The sequence below is a fragment of the Streptomyces sp. NRRL F-5122 genome (assembly GCF_001507435.1).
Taxonomy (GTDB): Bacteria; Actinomycetota; Actinomycetes; order Streptomycetales; family Streptomycetaceae; genus Streptomyces; species Streptomyces lannensis.
The window spans coordinates 120,473-137,972 of the sequence record NZ_LMWH01000139.1 but is presented as its reverse complement, the minus strand read 5'-3'; the positions used below and the strand labels follow the sequence as shown (position 1 = coordinate 137,972).

The 17,500-nt window shown below is 71.6% G+C and carries 17 protein-coding genes and 1 riboswitch; of the genes, 10 read left to right on the top strand and 7 right to left on the bottom strand.

All coding sequences use genetic code 11. From position 1 onward, the window contains the following. The first annotated feature begins 56 nt into the window (after positions 1–56). The 4 genes from ADL25_RS16780 (at position 57) to ADL25_RS16765 (ending at position 5,566) form a co-directional block, all read left to right on the top strand. Complete coding sequence (locus tag ADL25_RS16780; protein ID WP_059128534.1) at positions 57–1,583, top strand: GMC family oxidoreductase; 1,527 nt, start codon at positions 57–59, stop codon at positions 1,581–1,583. Beyond that, complete coding sequence (locus tag ADL25_RS16775; RefSeq protein ID WP_059128533.1) at positions 1,583–2,671, top strand: quaternary amine ABC transporter ATP-binding protein; 1,089 nt, start codon at positions 1,583–1,585, stop codon at positions 2,669–2,671. The genes ADL25_RS16780 and ADL25_RS16775 overlap by 1 nt, the downstream gene beginning before the upstream one ends. After that, a complete protein-coding gene (locus ADL25_RS16770) occupies positions 2,671–4,608 on the top strand; it encodes an ABC transporter permease (protein ID WP_059128532.1) in 1,938 nt (645 codons plus the stop codon). Before ADL25_RS16775 ends, ADL25_RS16770 begins: the two co-directional genes overlap by 1 nt. A 76-nt stretch (positions 4,609–4,684) precedes the next feature. Continuing rightward, entirely contained in the window at positions 4,685–5,566 is an 882-nt protein-coding gene (locus ADL25_RS16765; protein WP_107116630.1) for an ABC transporter substrate-binding protein, read from the top strand. Here ADL25_RS16765 and ADL25_RS16760 read toward each other — a convergent pair whose 3' ends face one another. The 3 genes from ADL25_RS16760 to ADL25_RS16750 are packed head-to-tail and all read right to left on the bottom strand — an operon-like array spanning position 5,567 to position 7,220. After that, the gene (locus tag ADL25_RS16760) at positions 5,567–6,292 is read right to left on the bottom strand and encodes an isocitrate lyase/PEP mutase family protein (protein ID WP_059128560.1); all 726 of its coding nucleotides are present in this window, start codon (positions 6,290–6,292) and stop codon (positions 5,567–5,569) included. Then, complete coding sequence (locus tag ADL25_RS16755) at positions 6,289–6,735, bottom strand: carboxymuconolactone decarboxylase family protein (protein WP_059128530.1); 447 nt, start codon at positions 6,733–6,735, stop codon at positions 6,289–6,291. Before ADL25_RS16755 ends, ADL25_RS16760 begins: the two co-directional genes overlap by 4 nt. Continuing rightward, positions 6,732–7,220 carry a carboxymuconolactone decarboxylase family protein gene (locus ADL25_RS16750; RefSeq protein WP_059128529.1) on the bottom strand — a complete coding sequence of 163 codons (489 nt, stop codon included), beginning with the start codon at positions 7,218–7,220 and terminating at the stop codon, positions 6,732–6,734. The genes ADL25_RS16755 and ADL25_RS16750 overlap by 4 nt, the downstream gene beginning before the upstream one ends. A 47-nt stretch (positions 7,221–7,267) precedes the next feature. On the opposite strand from ADL25_RS16750, the gene ADL25_RS16745 reads away from it, so the two are divergent. Continuing rightward, positions 7,268–8,659, top strand: coding sequence for a PLP-dependent aminotransferase family protein (locus ADL25_RS16745; protein WP_059128528.1), 1,392 nt, complete (start codon positions 7,268–7,270; stop codon positions 8,657–8,659). A gap of 12 nt (positions 8,660–8,671) precedes the next feature. On the opposite strand, the gene ADL25_RS16740 is transcribed toward ADL25_RS16745, so the two are convergent. Beyond that, positions 8,672–9,493, bottom strand: coding sequence for a hypothetical protein (locus ADL25_RS16740; protein ID WP_059128559.1), 822 nt, complete (start codon positions 9,491–9,493; stop codon positions 8,672–8,674). A gap of 153 nt (positions 9,494–9,646) precedes the next feature. Between ADL25_RS16740 and ADL25_RS16735 the strand changes: the two genes are divergently transcribed. Both ADL25_RS16735 and ADL25_RS16730 read left to right on the top strand, forming a co-directional pair. Next, positions 9,647–9,979, top strand: a complete 333-nt coding sequence (locus ADL25_RS16735) for a hypothetical protein (protein ID WP_059128527.1) — start codon at positions 9,647–9,649, stop codon at positions 9,977–9,979. A 7-nt stretch (positions 9,980–9,986) separates the two neighbouring features. Then, positions 9,987–11,171, top strand: coding sequence for a glutathionylspermidine synthase family protein (locus ADL25_RS16730; RefSeq protein ID WP_059128526.1), 1,185 nt, complete (start codon positions 9,987–9,989; stop codon positions 11,169–11,171). Here the strand turns inward: ADL25_RS16730 and rocD are convergent. Beyond that, positions 11,168–12,373 (bottom strand): ornithine--oxo-acid transaminase, encoded by a 1,206-nt coding sequence (gene rocD / locus ADL25_RS16725; protein WP_059128525.1) that lies wholly within the window; start codon positions 12,371–12,373, stop codon positions 11,168–11,170. The genes ADL25_RS16730 and rocD overlap by 4 nt on opposite strands. 102 nt (positions 12,374–12,475) lie before the next feature. Next, positions 12,476–12,569: riboswitch (ZMP/ZTP riboswitch) on the top strand. A 32-nt stretch (positions 12,570–12,601) separates the two neighbouring features. On the opposite strand from rocD, the gene ADL25_RS16720 reads away from it, so the two are divergent. After that, positions 12,602–14,050 carry a glycine hydroxymethyltransferase gene (locus ADL25_RS16720; protein WP_059128524.1) on the top strand — a complete coding sequence of 483 codons (1,449 nt, stop codon included), beginning with the start codon at positions 12,602–12,604 and terminating at the stop codon, positions 14,048–14,050. 21 nt (positions 14,051–14,071) lie between these two features. Here the strand turns inward: ADL25_RS16720 and ADL25_RS16715 are convergent, their stop codons facing one another. Next, a complete protein-coding gene (locus tag ADL25_RS16715) occupies positions 14,072–14,743 on the bottom strand; it encodes a hypothetical protein (protein WP_059128523.1) in 672 nt (223 codons plus the stop codon). Positions 14,744–14,834: 91 nt separating this feature from the next. On the opposite strand from ADL25_RS16715, the gene trpS reads away from it, so the two are divergent. Further along, the gene (gene trpS, locus ADL25_RS16710) at positions 14,835–15,851 is read left to right on the top strand and encodes a tryptophan--tRNA ligase (protein WP_374202990.1); all 1,017 of its coding nucleotides are present in this window, start codon (positions 14,835–14,837) and stop codon (positions 15,849–15,851) included. 158 nt (positions 15,852–16,009) lie between these two features. Further along, positions 16,010–16,591 (top strand): 2'-5' RNA ligase family protein, encoded by a 582-nt coding sequence (locus ADL25_RS16705; protein ID WP_059128522.1) that lies wholly within the window; start codon positions 16,010–16,012, stop codon positions 16,589–16,591. A 24-nt stretch (positions 16,592–16,615) separates the two neighbouring features. Here the strand turns inward: ADL25_RS16705 and ADL25_RS16700 are convergent, their stop codons facing one another. Further along, positions 16,616–17,383: a decaprenylphospho-beta-D-erythro-pentofuranosid-2-ulose 2-reductase gene (locus tag ADL25_RS16700; RefSeq protein WP_059128521.1), complete on the bottom strand. Its 768-nt coding sequence runs from the start codon at positions 17,381–17,383 to the stop codon at positions 16,616–16,618. Positions 17,384–17,500 lie beyond the last annotated feature (117 nt).

The window sequence follows — 17,500 nt, the reverse complement described above, 5'->3', positions numbered from 1 at the left end:
CCCCACCCCCCACCGACGCGCAGCACCTTCGCACGTCTCCCGAGGAGCAGCACCCCATGTCCGAGCAGCACATATACGACTACGTCGTCATAGGCGGCGGTACGGCGGGCTCTGTGATCGCCTCCCGCCTCACCGAGAACCCGGACGTCACCGTCGCCGTCATCGAGGGCGGCCCGAGCGACGTCGGCCGCGACGACGTCCTCACCCTGCGCCGCTGGATGGGCCTGCTCGGGGGTGAACTCGACTACGACTACCCGACCACCGAGCAGCCGCGCGGCAACTCCCACATCCGGCACAGCAGGGCCCGCGTGCTCGGCGGCTGCTCCTCGCACAACACGCTGATCGCGTTCAAGCCCCTGCCGTCCGACTGGGACGAGTGGGAGGCGGCCGGTGCCGAGGGCTGGGGCGCCGTTCCCATGGAGGCGTACTACGCCCGTCTCCTCAACAACATCGTCCCGGTCCACGAGAAGGACCGGAACGCGATCGCCGGCGACTTCGTGGACGCGGCCCGCGCCGCGCTGGGCGTCCCGCGTGTGGAGGGCTTCAACAAGAAGCCGTTCACCGAGGGCGTCGGCTTCTTCGACCTCGCGTACCACCCCGAGGACAACAAGCGATCGTCGGCGTCCGTGGCCTATCTGCACCCCGTGATGGACGAGCGCCCCAATCTGACGCTCATGCTGGAGACCTGGGCGTACCGGCTGGAGCTCGAGGGCACACGCGCACAGGGCGTGCACGTGCGCACCGCGGCGGGCGAGGAGGTCCTCGTACGGGTCCGGCGCGAGGTCGTGCTGTGTGCGGGCGCCGTCGACTCGCCCCGTCTGCTGCTGCACTCCGGCATCGGGCCGAAGGCGGACCTGGAGGACCTCGGCATACCGGTCGTGCACGACCTGCCGGGGGTAGGCGAGAACCTGCTCGACCACCCGGAGTCGGTGATCGTGTGGGAGACGCACGGCCCGATCCCGGAGAACTCCGCGATGGACAGCGACGCCGGGCTCTTCGTGCGTCGCGACCCGGACCACGCGGGTCCCGACCTGATGTTCCACTTCTACCAGGTGCCGTTCACCGACAATCCGGAGCGACTGGGCTACCGGCGGCCGGAGTTCGGCGTCTCGATGACCCCGAACATCCCCAAGCCGAGGAGCCGGGGCCGCCTCTGGCTGAAGAGCGCAGACCCGGAGGAGAAGCCGGCGCTGGACTTCCGGTACTTCACCGACGAGGAGGACCACGACGCCCGCACCCTCGTCGACGGCATCAGGATCGCCCGCGAGATCGCGCGGACGGAGCCGCTGGCCGGATGGCTGAAGCGGGAGGTGTGCCCCGGTCCGGACATCACCGGGGACGAGGAGCTGAGCGACTACGCCCGCAAGGCGGCCCACACCGTGTACCACCCGGCGGGCACCTGCCGGATGGGCGCCACGACCGACGAACTCGCCGTGGTCGATCCCGAGTTGCGGATCCGCGGCCTCGACGCGATCCGCATCGCGGACGCATCCGTCTTCCCGACCATTCCCGCCGTGAACCCCATGATCGGGGTGCTCATGGTCGGGGAGAAGGCCGCCGATCTGCTCGGAGGTGAGGCCTGATGGCACTCACGGTTCCCACCCGCAAGCCCCCCACCGGGGACTCCGCCGGTACTCCCGTCTTCCGCGTGGAGGGCCTGTGGAAGGTCTTCGGCGCCAAGGCCGACCGCGTCCCGGCCGAGCCCGAGCTCGGCAGTCTGACCCCGGCCGAACTGCGTGAGCGCACCGGCTGCACGGCGGCCGTCCGTGATGTGGGCTTCGACGTGCGCAAGGGCGAGGTCTTCGTCGTCATGGGCCTGTCCGGCTCCGGCAAGTCCACGCTCGTACGCTGTCTGACCCGGCTGATCGAGCCGACCGCGGGCAGCATCGCCATCGACGGCGAGGACGTCCGCGCCATGGACAAGGCGCGGCTGCGCGAACTGCGCCGCCACCGGGCCGCCATGGTCTTCCAGCACTTCGGCCTGCTGCCGCACCGCACGGTCCTCGACAACGTCGCCTACGGTCTGGAGATCCAGGGCGTCGGGAAGGCCGAACGCCGCGAACGTGCCGCGGAGTTCGTGACCAAGGTCGGCCTGGAGGGCATGGAACAGCGGCGCCCCGCACAGCTCTCGGGCGGCCAGCGGCAGCGGGTGGGGCTCGCCCGCGCGCTCGCCGTGGACCCCGAAGTGCTGCTGTTCGACGAGCCGTTCAGCGCGCTCGACCCGCTGATCCGGCGCGACATGCAGGAGGAGGTCGTCCGGCTGCACCGCGAGGAGAGCCGCACGATGGTCTTCATCACGCACGACCTCGGCGAGGCACTCAAACTGGGCGACCGCATCGCCCTGATGCGCGACGGCCGCATCGTGCAGCTGGGCACCCCCGAGGAGATCGTGGGCTCCCCGGCCGACGACTACGTCCGGGACTTCGTGCGGGACGTCCCCCGCGAGCAGGTCATCACGGTCCGCGCGGCCATGCGCGCCGCGTCCGCCGACGAGGCGGCGAAGGGCCCCGCACTGTCACCGGAGGCGACCGTCTCGGAGGCGATCGAGGCCGTGGCCCGTACCGGGTCCCCGGCCCGCGTCATGGACGGCGGCCGCTGCCTCGGCGTTGTCGACCACGAACGGCTGCTCGCCGTCGTGGCCGGAACGGAGTACGGCGAGGAGGCGGCTTGATGGCCACCCTCACCGCGACCCCGGACCGCGTCGGCCTGCCGGGCCTTCTGCGCCACCGCGCCGTCGGCAAGCTCGCGCTGCTCGCCGTCGCCGCCGCGGTCCTCGTCCCCCTTGCCGACGCCCACTGGGCGAGCGGCAGCTGGCCGCAGGCGCTCACGGTCGACCTGTCCAAGCCGCTGACCGGCGTCAGTGACTGGATCATCGACAACCGGGACAGCCACCCCCTGTTCCTCTATTTCTTCGGCTACATCAGCAACGCGGTCGTACTGTCCGTACGCGCCGTCTACCTCGTGCTGCTCGCCGCGGGCTGGGCCGGTGTGACGGCCGCCGCCGGACTGCTGGCCTGGCGGGTCGCCGGTGTGCGCCTGGCCCTCGGCACGGCGGCCGCCCTTCTCGCCTGCGGTCTGCTCGGCATGTGGGTCCCCACCATGCAGACGCTGGCGCTCATGGTGGTCGCGGTGCTCGTCTCGGTCGTGCTCGGTGTGCTGCTCGGTCTCGCGGCGGGTCTGTCCGACCGTACGTTCCGCGCCCTGCGCCCCGTCCTCGACACGATGCAGGTGCTTCCCGCGTTCGCGTACCTCCTGCCCGTGGTTCTCGTCTTCGGCATCGGGGTACCGGCCGCCGTTCTCGCCACCGTCGTGTACGCGGCCCCGCCGATGGCCCGGCTCACCGCACTCGGACTGCGCGGTGCCGACCACGAGGTCCTCGAGGCGGTCGAGTCGCTCGGCACCACGGCGCGCCAGCGCCTGTTCACCGCACGCCTCCCGCTGGCCCGCAGGGAACTGCTCCTCGGCCTCAACCAGACGATCATGATGGCACTGTCCATGGCCGTCATCGCATCCGTGATCGGCGCGGGCGGCCTGGGCGACCGTGTCTACCAGGCCCTCGCCTCCGTCGACGTGGGCGCCGCGCTCGCCGCCGGCCTTCCGATCGTCCTGCTCGCGGTGGTCCTCGACCGGGTCACGGGTGCGGCCGGCGAGGGTCTGCGGCCCGGCGGCCGCGCGGGATGGGCCTACGCCGCCGCCGCGACGGTGGCCGTCGCCGTGGCCGCGCGCCTCGCGGGGGGGCTGGACTGGCCCGGCTCCTGGACCGTGCAGATCGCCGAGCCGGTGAACCGTGCCGTCGACTGGATGACCGCCCATCTGTACTCGGGCGTCCCGTACGTGGGCGGCACCGCCGACTGGGCGGGCCACTTCACCACCTGGATCCTCGACCCCCTGCGGGCCGGACTCCAGTGGCTGCCCTGGTGGTCGGTCCTGCTCGTGGTCGCCGCGCTGGCCTGGCTGATCGGCACCTGGCGCACCGCGCTCACGGCCGTCCTGGCGATGGCCGCGACAGGTGTGCTCGGAGTGTGGAAGCCCTCCCTGGACACGCTGTCCCAGGTGCTGGCGGCCGTGGCCGTCACGCTCGTCCTCGGGGTCGCGACCGGGATCGCCGCAGCGCGCAGCGACCGTTTCGAGCGGCTGCTCCGCCCGGTCCTCGACGTCTTCCAGACGATGCCGCAGTTCGTGTACCTGATTCCGGTCGTCGCCCTCTTCGGTGTGGGCCGCGCGCCCGCCGCCGTCGCGGCGGTCGTGTACGCGCTCCCGGCCGTCGTCCGCATCACCACCCAGGGCCTGCGCCAGGTCGACCCGGCCGCCCTGGAGTCGGCGCGCTCGCTCGGCGCCTCGAGCGTTCAGCAACTGCGTCAGGTCCAGCTTCCGCTGGCCCGTCCGGCGCTGCTGCTCGCCGTGAACCAGGGTGTCGTCCTGGTCCTCGCCGTCGTGATCATCGGCGGTCTGGTCGGTGGCGGTGCGCTCGGCTACGACGTCGTCTTCGGGCTGGCGCAGGGTGACCTTGCGACCGGTCTGGTGGCCGGCGCGGCGATCGTCTGCCTCGGACTGATGCTCGACCGGGTGACCCAGCCGACCGAGCGGCGCGCACAGAAGGGAGCGTGACGTGCCTCGTACCCGTACGAAGATCATCACCGCCCTGGCCGTGCTCGGGCTGACGACAGGCTGCGGCGCCGCCGACATGACCAAGCAGGCGTCGCCCTTCGCGAACGCGCAGGGCGCCAGGACCGTGACCCTCTCGGTGCAGTCGTGGGTCGGCGCGCAGGCCAACGTCGCGGTGGCCCAGTACCTCCTCCAGCACAAGCTCGGATACCGCGTCGACACGGTCCAGGTCGACGAGATCCCCGCCTGGGACGCACTCAGCCAGGGCCGGGTCGACGCGATCCTCGAGGACTGGGGCCACCCGGACCAGGAGAAGCGCTACGTCGAGGACAAGAAGACGATCGCGCGTGCCGGAGGTCTCGGGGTCACCGGTCACATCGGCTGGTACGTCCCCAGCTATCTTGTCCGGCAGCACCCCGACATCACCGACTGGAAGAACCTCGACAAGTACGCGAACCTGTTCCGCACCGCGGAGAGCGGCGGCAAGGGCCAGCTGATGGACGGCTCGCCGTCCTACGTCACCAACGACAAGGCGCTGGTGGAGAACCTGAAGCTGGACTACCAGGTGATCTTCGCCGGTTCGGAGGCGGCGCAGATCACGCAGATCAGGCAGTTCGCGAAGGAGCACAAGCCCTTCCTCACGTACTGGTACGCGCCGCAGTGGCTGTTCAAGAAGGTCCCGATGACCGAGGTCAGGCTGCCGCCGTACAAGGAGGGCTGCGACGCGGACCCGGCGAAGGTGGCGTGTGCGTACCCGCACACGCCACTGCAGAAGTACCTCAACGCCGACTTCGACCGCAGCGGCGGCAAGGCGGCGCGGTTCCTGAAGAAGTTCCACTGGACCACCGAGGACCAGAACCAGGTCGCCCTGATGATCGCCGACCAGAAGCTGACCCCGGAGCAGGCCGCGAAGAAGTGGGTGGACGGCCATGCCTCGACATGGAAGTCATGGCTGTCCTGATCAGCCCTGCCTCAGCCGTGCGGCGAGTTCCCCGAGGTGCGCCGCCGCACGGCGCTGCAGCCACGGCCCGAACGTGACGCGGGTGGCCCCGAGCGCGCCGAGTTCGCGGGGGGAGGGGCTCTCGCCGTCCAGCCGGGCGAACGCGTTGAGCGGTCCGGGGACCTGAGCCCGCAGTATCGGCAGTACGTCGGCGGGGGCGCCGATCGGATAGACGCAGTCGGCGCCCGCGGCGACGTACAACGCGGCCCGTTCGACGGCCCGTTCGGGATCGCCGTCCCCGTGGGCGAAGCTGTCCACACGGGCGTTGACGAAGAGCCGGTCCCCGGCCGCGGCCCGCACTTCGGCGATCCGGTCGGCGTGCCGGTGCGGGTCCAGCAGGACACCCGCGTCCGAGTCCTCGAGATTGCAGCCCACCGCCCCGGTCTCCAGCAGCCGCTCCACCAGCTCGCGCGGGGCCAGTCCGTATCCGTTCTCCAGGTCGGCCGACACCGGGACATCGACCGCGCGGACGATCCGGGCGACCGCCGCGAACATCTCGCCGGCTGGCGTCTCCCCGTCGGCATACCCGAGCGAGGCGGCGATCCCCGCACTGGGCGTGGAGAGCGCCGGGAACCCGGCCTCCGCGAACACCCGTGCGCTGACCGCGTCCCAGGGGCCGGGCAGCACCAAGGGGTCGCCGGGCGGGCGATCGTGGTGCAGTGCCCGGAAGGTGTCGGCCGGGTTCACCACTCGGCGCTGCCCGGAGGGATCCGCCGGGCGACCATCAGCCGGTTCCAGCTGTTGATGGTGGTGATCAGCGCGATCAGATGGGCGATCCGGGTCTCGTCGAAGTGCTTGGCGGCCTGCTCGTAGACCTCGTCGGGCGCAAAGCCGTCGGTGAGCACGGTGACCGCCTCGGTCAGGGCGAGCGCGGCCCGTTCGCGCTCGTCGAAGGCCTCGCCCGCCTCCTCCCAGGTGTTCAGGAGATCAAGCTGCCGTTCGCTCACCCCGATCCGCCGGGCGCCCGCGAGGTGCATGTCCAGGCAGAAGGCGCAGTGGTTGAGCTGTGAGGCGCGGATCTGGACCAGTTCGGCGAGCGCGGGGTCGTCGAGGCCCCGCCGCGCGGCGGCGCCGACGGCCTGCAGCGTCGTGCGCACCCCGGCGTCGAGACGGGTGGTCCGGGCCGTCACGAATACTGGCCCGGCTGGTAGTGGCCGGGCACCGCACGGGTCGTCACGCCGAACCGGTTCCACGCGTTGATCACTGCGATCACGGCGATCAGCTGGGCGAGCTCCGCCTCGTCGAACTGCTCGGCGGCCTGCTCGTAGACCTCGTCCGGCACGAAGCCGTCGGTGAGCACGGTCACCGCGTCGGTCAGCTCCAGCGCCGCGACCTCCTTCTCGGTGTAGAAGTGCCGCGACTCCTCCCAGGCGCTCAGCTGGATGATCCGCTCGACGCTCTCGCCCGCCGCGAGCGCGTCCTTGGTGTGCATGTCCAGGCAGAAGGCGCAGTGGTTGAGCTGTGAGGCGCGGATCCGGACCAGCTCGCGCAGTTTGGGGTCGAGGCCCTCCCCGGCGGCCGCGTCCAGTCGCACCATCGTCTTGTACACCTGGGGGGCGTACTTGGCCCACTGCAGGCGGGGGGTGTGCTCGCGGGCGTATTCATGCGTCGTCATGCCGTCGACCCTAGGAGCGGAGCAGCCCAGGAGTATGGTCCATTTCCATGGCGAAATCCTGGGCCGCTTTCGGTGTCGATCTTCATCTGGAGCCGACGGGACCGGGGGTACGCAAGGGGCTGACCAGCGCGCTTCGCGAGGCGGTCCGCACCGGCCGGCTCGCACAGGGGACCCGGCTGCCCTCCTCCCGCTCGCTCGCCGCCGACCTGGGCATCGCCCGCAACACGGTCGCCGACGCGTACGCCGACCTCGTGGCCGAGGGGTGGCTCGTCGCGCGCCAGGGCTCGGGCACCCGAGTGGCCGAGCGGACCTCGCCCGAGCCGCCGGCCGCCCCCGTCGTGCGGCTGCCCCGGGAGCGCAGGCGCCCGGTCCACGACCTGCAGCCCGGCACCCCCGACGTCGCCTCCTTCCCTCGTGTCGAATGGCTCAGGGCCGCCCGCCGCGCCCTGACGGCGGCGCCCAACGAGGTCCTGGGCTACGGCGACCCGCGCGGCCTGGCGGCACTGCGCACCGCGCTCGCGCAGTACCTGTCCCGTGCCCGGGGGGTGCGGGCCGACCCCGAGCACGTCCTGGTCTGCGCGGGCTTCGCACACGCGCTGACGATCCTCGGCAGGGTGCTGCACGCACGCGGAGTCCCCTCGGTCTCCGTCGAGACATACGGGCTCGAGGTCCACTGGGAGCTTCTGGAGGCGGCCGGTCTGCGCACCGAACCCCTTCCGTTCGACGCACGGGGCACGAGGACCGAGGAGCTCGCGGGACCGGGAGCGGTACTGCTGACTCCGGCCCACCAGTTCCCGATGGGTGTGCCGCTGCATCCCGCCCGGCGGGCGGCCGTCGTGGACTGGGCGCGGAACAGCGGCGGGCTGGTCCTCGAGGACGACTACGACGGGGAGTTCCGCTACGACCGGCAGCCCGTCGGGGCGTTGCAGGGACTGGACCCCGAGCACGTGGTGTATCTGGGGACGGCCAGCAAGTCCCTGGCCCCCGGGCTGCGCCTGGGCTGGATGGTGCTGCCCGAGGCGCTCCTGGAGGAGGCCGTCGCGGCCAAGGGCGCCTTCGAGACATGCGGCGTGCTCGACCAGCTGACCCTGGCGGAGTTCCTCACGTCGGGCGCGTACGACCGCCATGTGCGCGCCGCCCGGCTGCGCTACCGGCGCCGGCGCGACGCCCTGGTACGGGCTCTTGCGGTCCGCGCCCCCGGTGTCCGCGTCACGGGGATCGCCGCAGGCCTGCACGCGGTCCTGCGGCTCCCGCCGGGCACCGAGCGGAGCGTGGTGCGCGCGGCGGCGTGGCAGGGCCTCGCGGTGCACGGGCTGGGCGGCTACCGCCACCCCGATGCGACCGTCGAGCCGATGGACGCCCTGGTCGTGGGATACGGAACACCGCCCGACCACGGTTGGGCGGGGGCGCTCGAGGCCCTGTGCAGGGTGCTGCCCTGACGGCCCGGACCGTCACCCCTCGGCGACGGGCGCGTCCCCGAACCGCGCGAGCGCCAGCGCCCCCGCCACGGCGACGACGAAGCCCACGACCGCGAGCCAGGCCAGTCCCTCACGGGTGCGGTCGCCCAGCCATACGACCCCGATCGCGGCAGGCCCCACCGTCTCGCCCACCACCATGCCCGCGGTGGCCACCGTGACCGATCCCCGCTCCAGCGCCGTGGTCAGCAGCAGAAAGGCCGCCCCGCCGCCCAGCACGAGCGCGTACGTCGCCGGATCGGCGAGCAGCGGTCCTGGCGCCAGTGAGTCGATGAGTCGCACCGACACCTCGACGACCCCGAAACCGAACCCGGCGCAGAGCCCCAGCACGAGGTCCCGGCGCCACCCCCGCAAACGGCCCCCGGCCGGTCCGAGCAGCAGCACCGCCACGGCCGTCGCCGGCATCGCGTACTTCAGCTCCGTGGACCCCGCGTGGCCGCCCTCCGTCCCCGATGCCGCGCCCAGCATCGCCAGCCCGGCGCAGACCACCGCGACCGCGGCCCACTCATTCCTGGTCGGCCGCACCCGCAGCAGCCGGGACGCGACCACCGCCGTGACCGCCAGGCTGGAGGCGAGGGCCGCCGCCACCGCGTAGATCGGGAGGGACCGCAGGGCCGCGACCTGAAACAAGAACCCGAGCCCGTCCAGCGCGAGTCCGGCCAGATACCGCCACTGCCCGAGCGCACGCAGCAGCAGCGCCGCGTCCCCGCCCTCACCCCTGCCCACCGCGCGTGCCGCCATCGCCTGCAACACGGTCGCCGTACCGAAGCAGACGGCCGCGCCCAGCGCGCAGATCATTCCGAAGAGCACAAAGCGACTCCGAGGGGCGGCGGAAGAACGGGGGCATCGTCGAACACCCGAGTGACGATCTCTAGTCTGTCGGGCGGAAACTCACCGACGTCTCACCGACGTCCCACTCAACGAAGTCTCACTCGACGGGGGAACACGAACATGGCGGACACACGCCGGCAACTGCGCTCGGGCACGGTCGTCCTCGGTGGCATGGGACTCCTCGCCGCCGCACTCACCGCCTGCTCCTCGGACCCGGACAAGCGCTGCGTCGACCGCGACAGTTACACCCTCGGCCGGGGCTACCGGGTCGTCGCCGACAAGAACTGCACGTCTGCCAAAACGTCCTCCCACGGCTCCTGGTACTACGGCGGCAAGAAGAAGAGCGGCTTCGTCGAGGGCGGTTCCTTCACCCGGCCCGGCAAGGGGTCCGGCGGCGGCAGCCACGGCGTCGACCGGGGCGGCTTCGGCAGCCACGGCAAGTCCGGCGGCTGAGCCCACCGTGGAACGCCGTACCGTCGAGCCGCGTCCCGGCTGGCAGCAGACCGTCGAGGCGCAGGGCCTGGTCTACCCCCTCACCCGCCACCCGGACGACTCCCTGCGCCCGTACTGGGACGAGAGCGCGTACTACGTCTTCACGCTGCCCGAGGTGGAGGCGCTGGAGGAGACCGTCGAGGAACTGCACGGGATGTGCCTGGCCGCGGCCGGGCACATCGTCGCCGCGGACCGCTTCGCCGACCTCGGCCTCACCGACCCGCGCGTCGTGGCGGCCGTCGCCGAGGCCTGGCACCGCCGCGCCGAACTCCCGTCCGTGTATGGCAGGTTCGACCTGCGCTACGACGGCACGGGACCGGCGAAGCTGCTGGAGTACAACGCCGACACGCCGACGTCCCTGGTCGAGGCGGCCAGTCCCCAGTGGTTCTGGATGGAGGACCGCTTCCCGGACGCCGACCAGTGGAACTCCCTGCACGAACGCCTGGTCGCAGCCTGGAAGAAGCAGTCCGCCCTCCTCCCGCCCGGCAGCCCGCTCCACTTCGCGCACTCCTCGGCCGACGAGCTCGGCGAGGACCTGATGACGATCGCCTACTTGAAGGAGACCGCCGATCAGGCCGGCCTCGACACCGACTGGATCTCCATGGAGGAGATCGGCTGGGATCCGCTCTCCGGGCGTTTCGTCGACAACGGGCTCCGGTTCATCCGCAGCTGCTTCAAGCTCTACCCCTGGGAGTGGCTGACCACGGACCGCTTCGCCGGACACGTCCTGGACACCCTCGACAACGGCGGCGGTACGGGCAGCACCCTGTGGATCGAGCCCGCCTGGAAGATGCTGCTCAGCAACAAGGCGCTCCTTGCGGTCCTCTGGGAGCTGTACCCGGGTCATCCGAATCTGCTCCCCGCGTACCTGGACGGCCCCCGCGATCTGGCCGGCACCGCGGGCTACGTCGCCAAGCCGCTCCTCGGCCGTGAGGGCGAGGGGGTGACGGTCCACGAGCCGGGATCCGAGCCCGTCGTGCGCGACGAGGCGTGCTGCTACCAGGAACTGGCGACCCTGCCGTCGTTCGACGGCAATCGCGTCGTCCTCGGGGCCTGGGTCGTCGAGGACGAGTCGGCCGGGCTCGGCATCCGCGAGTCCTCCGGCCTGATCACCGACGAGTACGCCCGCTTCCTGCCGCACGTGATCCTCTAGAGGCCAAGGACCGCCCGCAACTGGACGAGTCCCCAGTCCAGGTCCTCCTCGCCGATGACGAGCGGCGGGGCGATCCGGACGGTGGAACCGTGCGTGTCCTTCACCAGGACACCCCGGTCCATCAGCTTCTCGGCGACCTCGCGTCCCGTGCCGCAGTCGGGACGGATGTCCACCCCCGCCCACAGTCCGCGCCCGCGTACCCCTGTGACCCGGCCGGTGCCGGCCAGCGTGCGCAGTTCACGGTGCAGATGGTCGCCCAGCTCGGCGGCGCGTGCCTGGTACTCCCCCGACCGCAGCATCGCGATCACCTCGAGCGCCACCGCGCAGGCGAGCGGGTTCCCGCCGAAGGTCGAGCCGTGCTCGCCCGGCCGGAACACCCCGAGCACCTCGGCGCTCGACACCACGGCAGACACCGGCACGATCCCGCCGCCGAGCGCCTTGCCGAGCACATACATGTCCGGAACGACACCCTCGTGCTCGCAGGCGAACGTCCGTCCCGTCCGGCCGAGCCCCGACTGGATCTCGTCGGCGACGAAGAGCACGCCTCGTTCGCGGGTGAGCTCCCGTACCGCGGGCAGGTAGCCGGCGGGCGGCACCAGCACGCCCGCCTCGCCCTGGATCGGTTCGAGCAGCACCGCCACCGTGTTCTCGGTCATTGCCGCGCGCATCGCGGTCAGGTCGCCGTAGGGCACGATCTCGAAGCCCGGCGTGTAGGGCCCGAAGTCCGCACGTGCCTCGGGGTCGGTGGAGAAGCTGATGATCGTCGTCGTACGGCCGTGGAAGTTGTTGCCGGCGACCACGATCTTCGCCATCAGGGCGGGCACGCCCTTGACCCGGTAACCCCACTTGCGGGCCGTCTTGACGGCGCTCTCCACCGCCTCGGCGCCCGTGTTCATCGGCAGCACCATCTCCATCCCGCACAGCGCCGCGAGCTGCTCGCAGAACGCCCCGAACCGGTCGTGGTGGAACGCCCGGGAGGTCAGCGTCACCCGCGACAGCTGCGCCTTGGCCGCATCGATCAACCGCCGGTTGCAGTGGCCGAAGTTCAGTGCCGAGTACCCGGCCAGCAGATCCAGATAGCGGCGCCCCTCCACATCCGTCATCCAGGCCCCGTCCGCGGTGGCCACGACGACAGGGAGGGGGTGGTAGGTGGGCGCGCTGTGTGCCTCGGCCACGGCGACGAAGCTGTCGGTGGTGCTCACGGGGCTCCCCTTCCGGCCGTGCGAGGACGTCTTCCCCCCTTCCTATCGTCGCTCGCATGGTGGACGCAGGAGCCTGGCCGACGGGCCCGCCCGGTAGGCTGATCGACGGGCCGTGACTGGCGCGCTGGGATGGGACCGACCATCGGGGAGCGGCCCGTAGTCGAGCGATCGAGTGCCGTGCGCCTGGGCCGACCGTGAACGCTGAACGCCCGCCGTCCGGAGGTCCCCATGCCAGAGCAGCCACTCTCCACCGAGTCCGCGGCCTTCCGAGCCGCCCTGGACGTGATCCGCGCCGTGGAGCCGAGGGTCGCCGACGCCATCGGCCAGGAGATCGCCGACCAGCGCGAGATGCTCAAGCTGATCGCCTCCGAGAACTACGCCTCCCCGGCCACACTGCTGGCGATGGGCAACTGGTTCAGCGACAAGTACGCCGAGGGCACCGTCGGCCGCCGCTTCTACGCCGGCTGCCGCAACGTCGACACCGTCGAGTCGCTCGCCGCCGAGCACGCCAAGGAGCTGTTCGGCGCCCGACACGCCTATGTCCAGCCGCACTCCGGCATCGACGCCAACCTGGTCGCCTTCTGGGCCGTCCTCGCCCAGCGGGTCGAGGCCCCCGCCCTGGAGAAGGCCGGTGTCCGCCAGGTCAACGACCTGTCCGAGGAGGACTGGGCCGAGTTGCGCCGGGCCTTCGGCAACCAGCGCATGCTCGGCATGTCCCTGGACGCGGGCGGCCACCTCACCCACGGCTTTCGCCCGAACATCTCCGGCAAGATGTTCGACCAGCGCTCGTACGGCACCGACCCGGTCACGGGCCTGATCGACTACGAGGCCCTGCGCGCCTCGGCCCGCGAGTTCAGGCCGCTGATCATCGTGGCGGGCTACTCGGCCTACCCCCGCCTGGTGAACTTCCGGATCATGCGCGAGATCGCCGACGAGGTCGGCGCGACGCTCATGGTCGACATGGCGCACTTCGCCGGCCTCGTCGCGGGCAAGGTCCTGACCGGCGACTTCGACCCGATCCCGCACGCCCAGATCGTGACGACGACCACCCACAAGTCGCTGCGCGGCCCGCGCGGCGGCATGGTCCTGTGCGACGACTCGCTCAAGGACCAGGTCGACCGCGGCTGCCCGATGGTGCTGGGCGGTCCGCTGCCGCATGTGATGGCCGCGAAGGCGGTCGCCCTGGCGGAGGCCCGGCAGGAGTCGTTCCGCGACTACGCCCGGCGGATCGTCGACAACTCCCGCGCCCTGGCCGAAGGCCTGGTGCGCCGCGGCGCCACCCTCGTCACGGGCGGCACCGACAACCACCTGAACCTGATCGACGTGGCCTCCTCCTACGGCCTCACCGGCCGTCAGGCGGAAGCGGCGCTGCTGGAGTCGGGCATCGTCACCAACCGCAACGCCATCCCGGCCGACCCGAACGGAGCCTGGTACACCTCGGGCATCCGCATCGGCACGCCGGCGCTGACCACACGCGGTCTCGGCGTCGCGGAGATGGACGAGATCGCAGGCCTGATCGACCGTGTGCTGACCGAGGCCGTCCCCGGCACCACGGGCAAGGGAACCCCCTCGAAGGCCCAGCACGCGCTGGACCTCAAGGTCGCGGACGAGGTCGCCCGCCGGGCGTCCGACCTGCTGACCGGCTTCCCGCTGTACCCGGAGATCGACCTGAGCTGATCGGGGTCCGCGCGGCGACCCTCACCGGAGGTCTCCGAGATCGATCAGTTCCTGTCGCGGCGGTCCGGCATCCCGCCGGGCCGCCGCCCGCCGCAGCGCGACGAACGCGCCGCCGCCCCCCAGCACCAGCCCGGCCCCGAGTCCCACCGCGCCCCAGCGCAGTCCGTCCGCGGAGTCGTCCTCGGCTGCGACGCGCTCCCCGAGCAGGCCGTCCCGCGCCAGCCGGTCGAAGAGCGACCGAGGCACCCGCCGCCACCGGATGTCGTCGTCGGACACGTCCGGTGCCGGGTCCGAGCGCACCCACGCCGTCCCGTCCTGCGCCAGGAAGACCTGGTCCTCCCGCTCGATGGCCACATCGCCGCCCGGCGCCCTCCGGGTGTACGGCCAGCCCCCGATCCCGGTCAGCGCCCACACCACGGTGGCCCGTACCTGTGGATACCGGCCCCGGGTCCAGTCCTCCGGCACCCGTTCCGTCCCGCCGTCCATCGGGGACAGCAGTTGCAGCAGCAGCGCGAAGTCGTGGTCGCCCGAGCGCAGCGTCGTCGTGCGGCCGCTGCCGCCCGTCACGACGAGTGCCAGGTCGGGTATGTCCTTGCTCACCGCCTGCGACGGAGCAGCGGCCGCCGCCAGCGCCGCGACCGTCACCGCCAGGGCCGCCAGCAGTCTGCCCGGCCCGCGTACGAGGCCCCCCATGTTTGTCATGTCCCCTTGTTACACCGTCGACGACGCTTCGCTTCACACCTGTTTCCGGCACGTTCCGGCGGGGGCCCCGGGACCTGAGAGAATGGCGGACATGGCCTCTCTTCGCGTGCTCTCCGGGATCCAGCCCACCGCCGGCTCGTTCCACCTCGGCAACTACCTCGGCGCCGTCCGCCAGTGGGTGGCCCTCCAGGAGACCCACGACGCGTTCTACATGGTCGTCGACCTGCACGCGATCACCATCCCGCAGGACCCCGCGGAGCTGCGCGCCAACACCCGGCTCGCCGCCGCCCAGCTGCTCGCGGCCGGGCTCGACCCGGAGCGGTGCACGCTCTTCGTGCAGAGCCACGTCCCCGAGCACGCCCAGCTCGCCTGGATCATGAACTGCCTCACCGGCTTCGGCGAGGCGAGCCGTATGACCCAGTTCAAGGACAAGTCCGCCAAGCAGGGTGCCGACCGCGCGAGCGTCGGCCTGTTCACGTACCCGATCCTCCAGGTCGCGGACATCCTGCTGTACCAGGCCAACGAGGTGCCGGTCGGTGAGGACCAGCGCCAGCACATCGAGCTGACGCGCGACCTCGCCGAGCGCTTCAACGGCCGGTTCGGGGACACCTTCACGGTCCCGCGGCCGTACATCCTGAAGGAGACGGCGAAGATCTACGACCTCCAGGAGCCGTCGATCAAGATGAGCAAGTCGGCGTCCACGCCGAAGGGCCTGATCAACCTGCTCGACGACCCGAAGACCACCGCCAAGAAGGTCAAGAGCGCCGTCACGGACACCGACACCGTCGTCCGGTACGACCCGGAGGAGAAGCCGGGCGTCAGCAATCTGCTGACCATCTACTCGACCCTCAGCGGTGCGGCCGTCGCGGAACTGGAGGAGAAGTACGCGGGCAAGGGCTACGGTGCGCTCAAGACGGACCTCGCCGAGGTCATGGTCGACTTCGTGACGCCGTTCCGGGAGCGCACCCAGCAGTACCTGGACGACCCCGAGACGCTCGACTCGATCCTGGCCAAGGGCGCGGAGAAGGCGCGTGCGGTCGCGGCGGAGACCCTCTCGCAGGCATACGCGAGGGTCGGCTTCCTGCCTGCCAAGCACTGACCCCCACCGGGCCCCGGCGCGCCGCGGAGTGCTGCACTCCACTCCGTCTGCGCCTGCCCGCGGGCACAGACCTGGCCGTACAGTCGGAAGCCGAACATCTCCGCGGCGGCTCGTCCTGCCCCGGGCCAATGCACACCAACACGACGACAGGAGACGACGTGGGGACCGTAACGATCGGTGTGTCGATCGCGGTCCCGGAGCCTCACGGCAGCCAGCTCCAGGAGCTGCGCGCGGGCTTCGGCGACGCCGCGGCTCACGGCATCCCCACGCACGTCACCCTGTTGCCTCCGACGGAGGTCGACGCCTGCGAGCTGCCCGCGATCGAGGCCCACCTCGTCGAGGTCGCGGCGGCCGGCCGGCCCTTCCCGATGCGGCTCGCCGGGACGGGCACGTTCCGGCCCCTGTCGCCCGTCGTGTACGTCAGGGTCGTCCAGGGCGCCGAGGTGTGCGCACGGCTGCAGAAGCAGGTTCGTGACGCCTCCGGGCCGCTGGCCCGCGAGCTGCTCTTCCCCTACCACCCGCACGTCACGGTCGCGCACGGCATCGACGAGGCGGCGATGGACCGGGCCCACGAGGAACTCGCCGACTACCGCGCCGAATGGCCCTGTACCGGGTTCGCGCTGTACGAGCAGGGCGCGGACGGCGTCTGGCGCAAGCTGCGGGAGTTCGTGTTCGGCGGCGCGGTCGTGCCGCCGCAGGCGTCCGCGCGGGCCGAGGACGCCACTCTCCCGCTGTTCTAGCCCGCCCGCGGTCGGGGGACGCGCTCACCGGACGGGCAACCGCCGGAACAGCGCCCGGGGCAGATGCCGCAGCGCTGACATCACAAGTCGCAGCGCTCCCGGCACCCACACCACTTCCGACCCCCTGCGCAGGCCGATCTCGATCGCGGCGGCGATCTCCTCCGGCGTCGAGGCCAGGTGTACCGCGTCCCGGGCCTGCGTCCCGCTTGTGCGGACCGAGGCGGGGCGTACGACCATGACGTGTACACCGGTGCCGTGGAGCGCGTCTCCGAGGCCCTGTGCGAACGTGTCGAGCCCCGCCTTGCTGGAGCCGTAGATGAAGTCCGCGCGGCGGGCGCGCTCGCCGGCGACCGACGACAGCACCACCAGCGCGCCGTGGCCCTGGTCCTGGAGCGCACGGGCGCACACCAGCCCCGCCGAGACCGCGCCCGTGTAGTTGGTCTGCGCCACACGCGCCGCGGCCATCGGGTCGCGCTCGTCGGTCGCCTGATCACCGAGCACCCCGAACGCGAGGATCACCAAGTCGATCTCGCCCTCCGTGAACACCTTCCCGAGGACGTTCTCGTGGGACTCCGGATCGAGCGCGTCGAAGGCCACGGTGCGGGTGTCGGCGCCGAGTTCGCTCAGGTGCTCGGCCGCCCTCCGAAGGCCGGGGGAGGGGCGCCCGGCCAGCCATACGGTCCGGGCGCGGCGGGCGATGAGGCGGCGCGCGGTGGCCAGCGCGATCTCGGACGTGCCGCCGAGAATCAGCAGGGACTTCGGAGGGCTGAAGGCGTCCTTGGGGGCAGGCATGACCGTGACCGTAGCGCCGTGAAACGGGCATAACATCTCAATGTCCTCGGCCTGTACGGCTCCTCACCGGAATGGGCGAGTCACCGTACGCGGCCGACGATGCCGCATGCCGTGCTC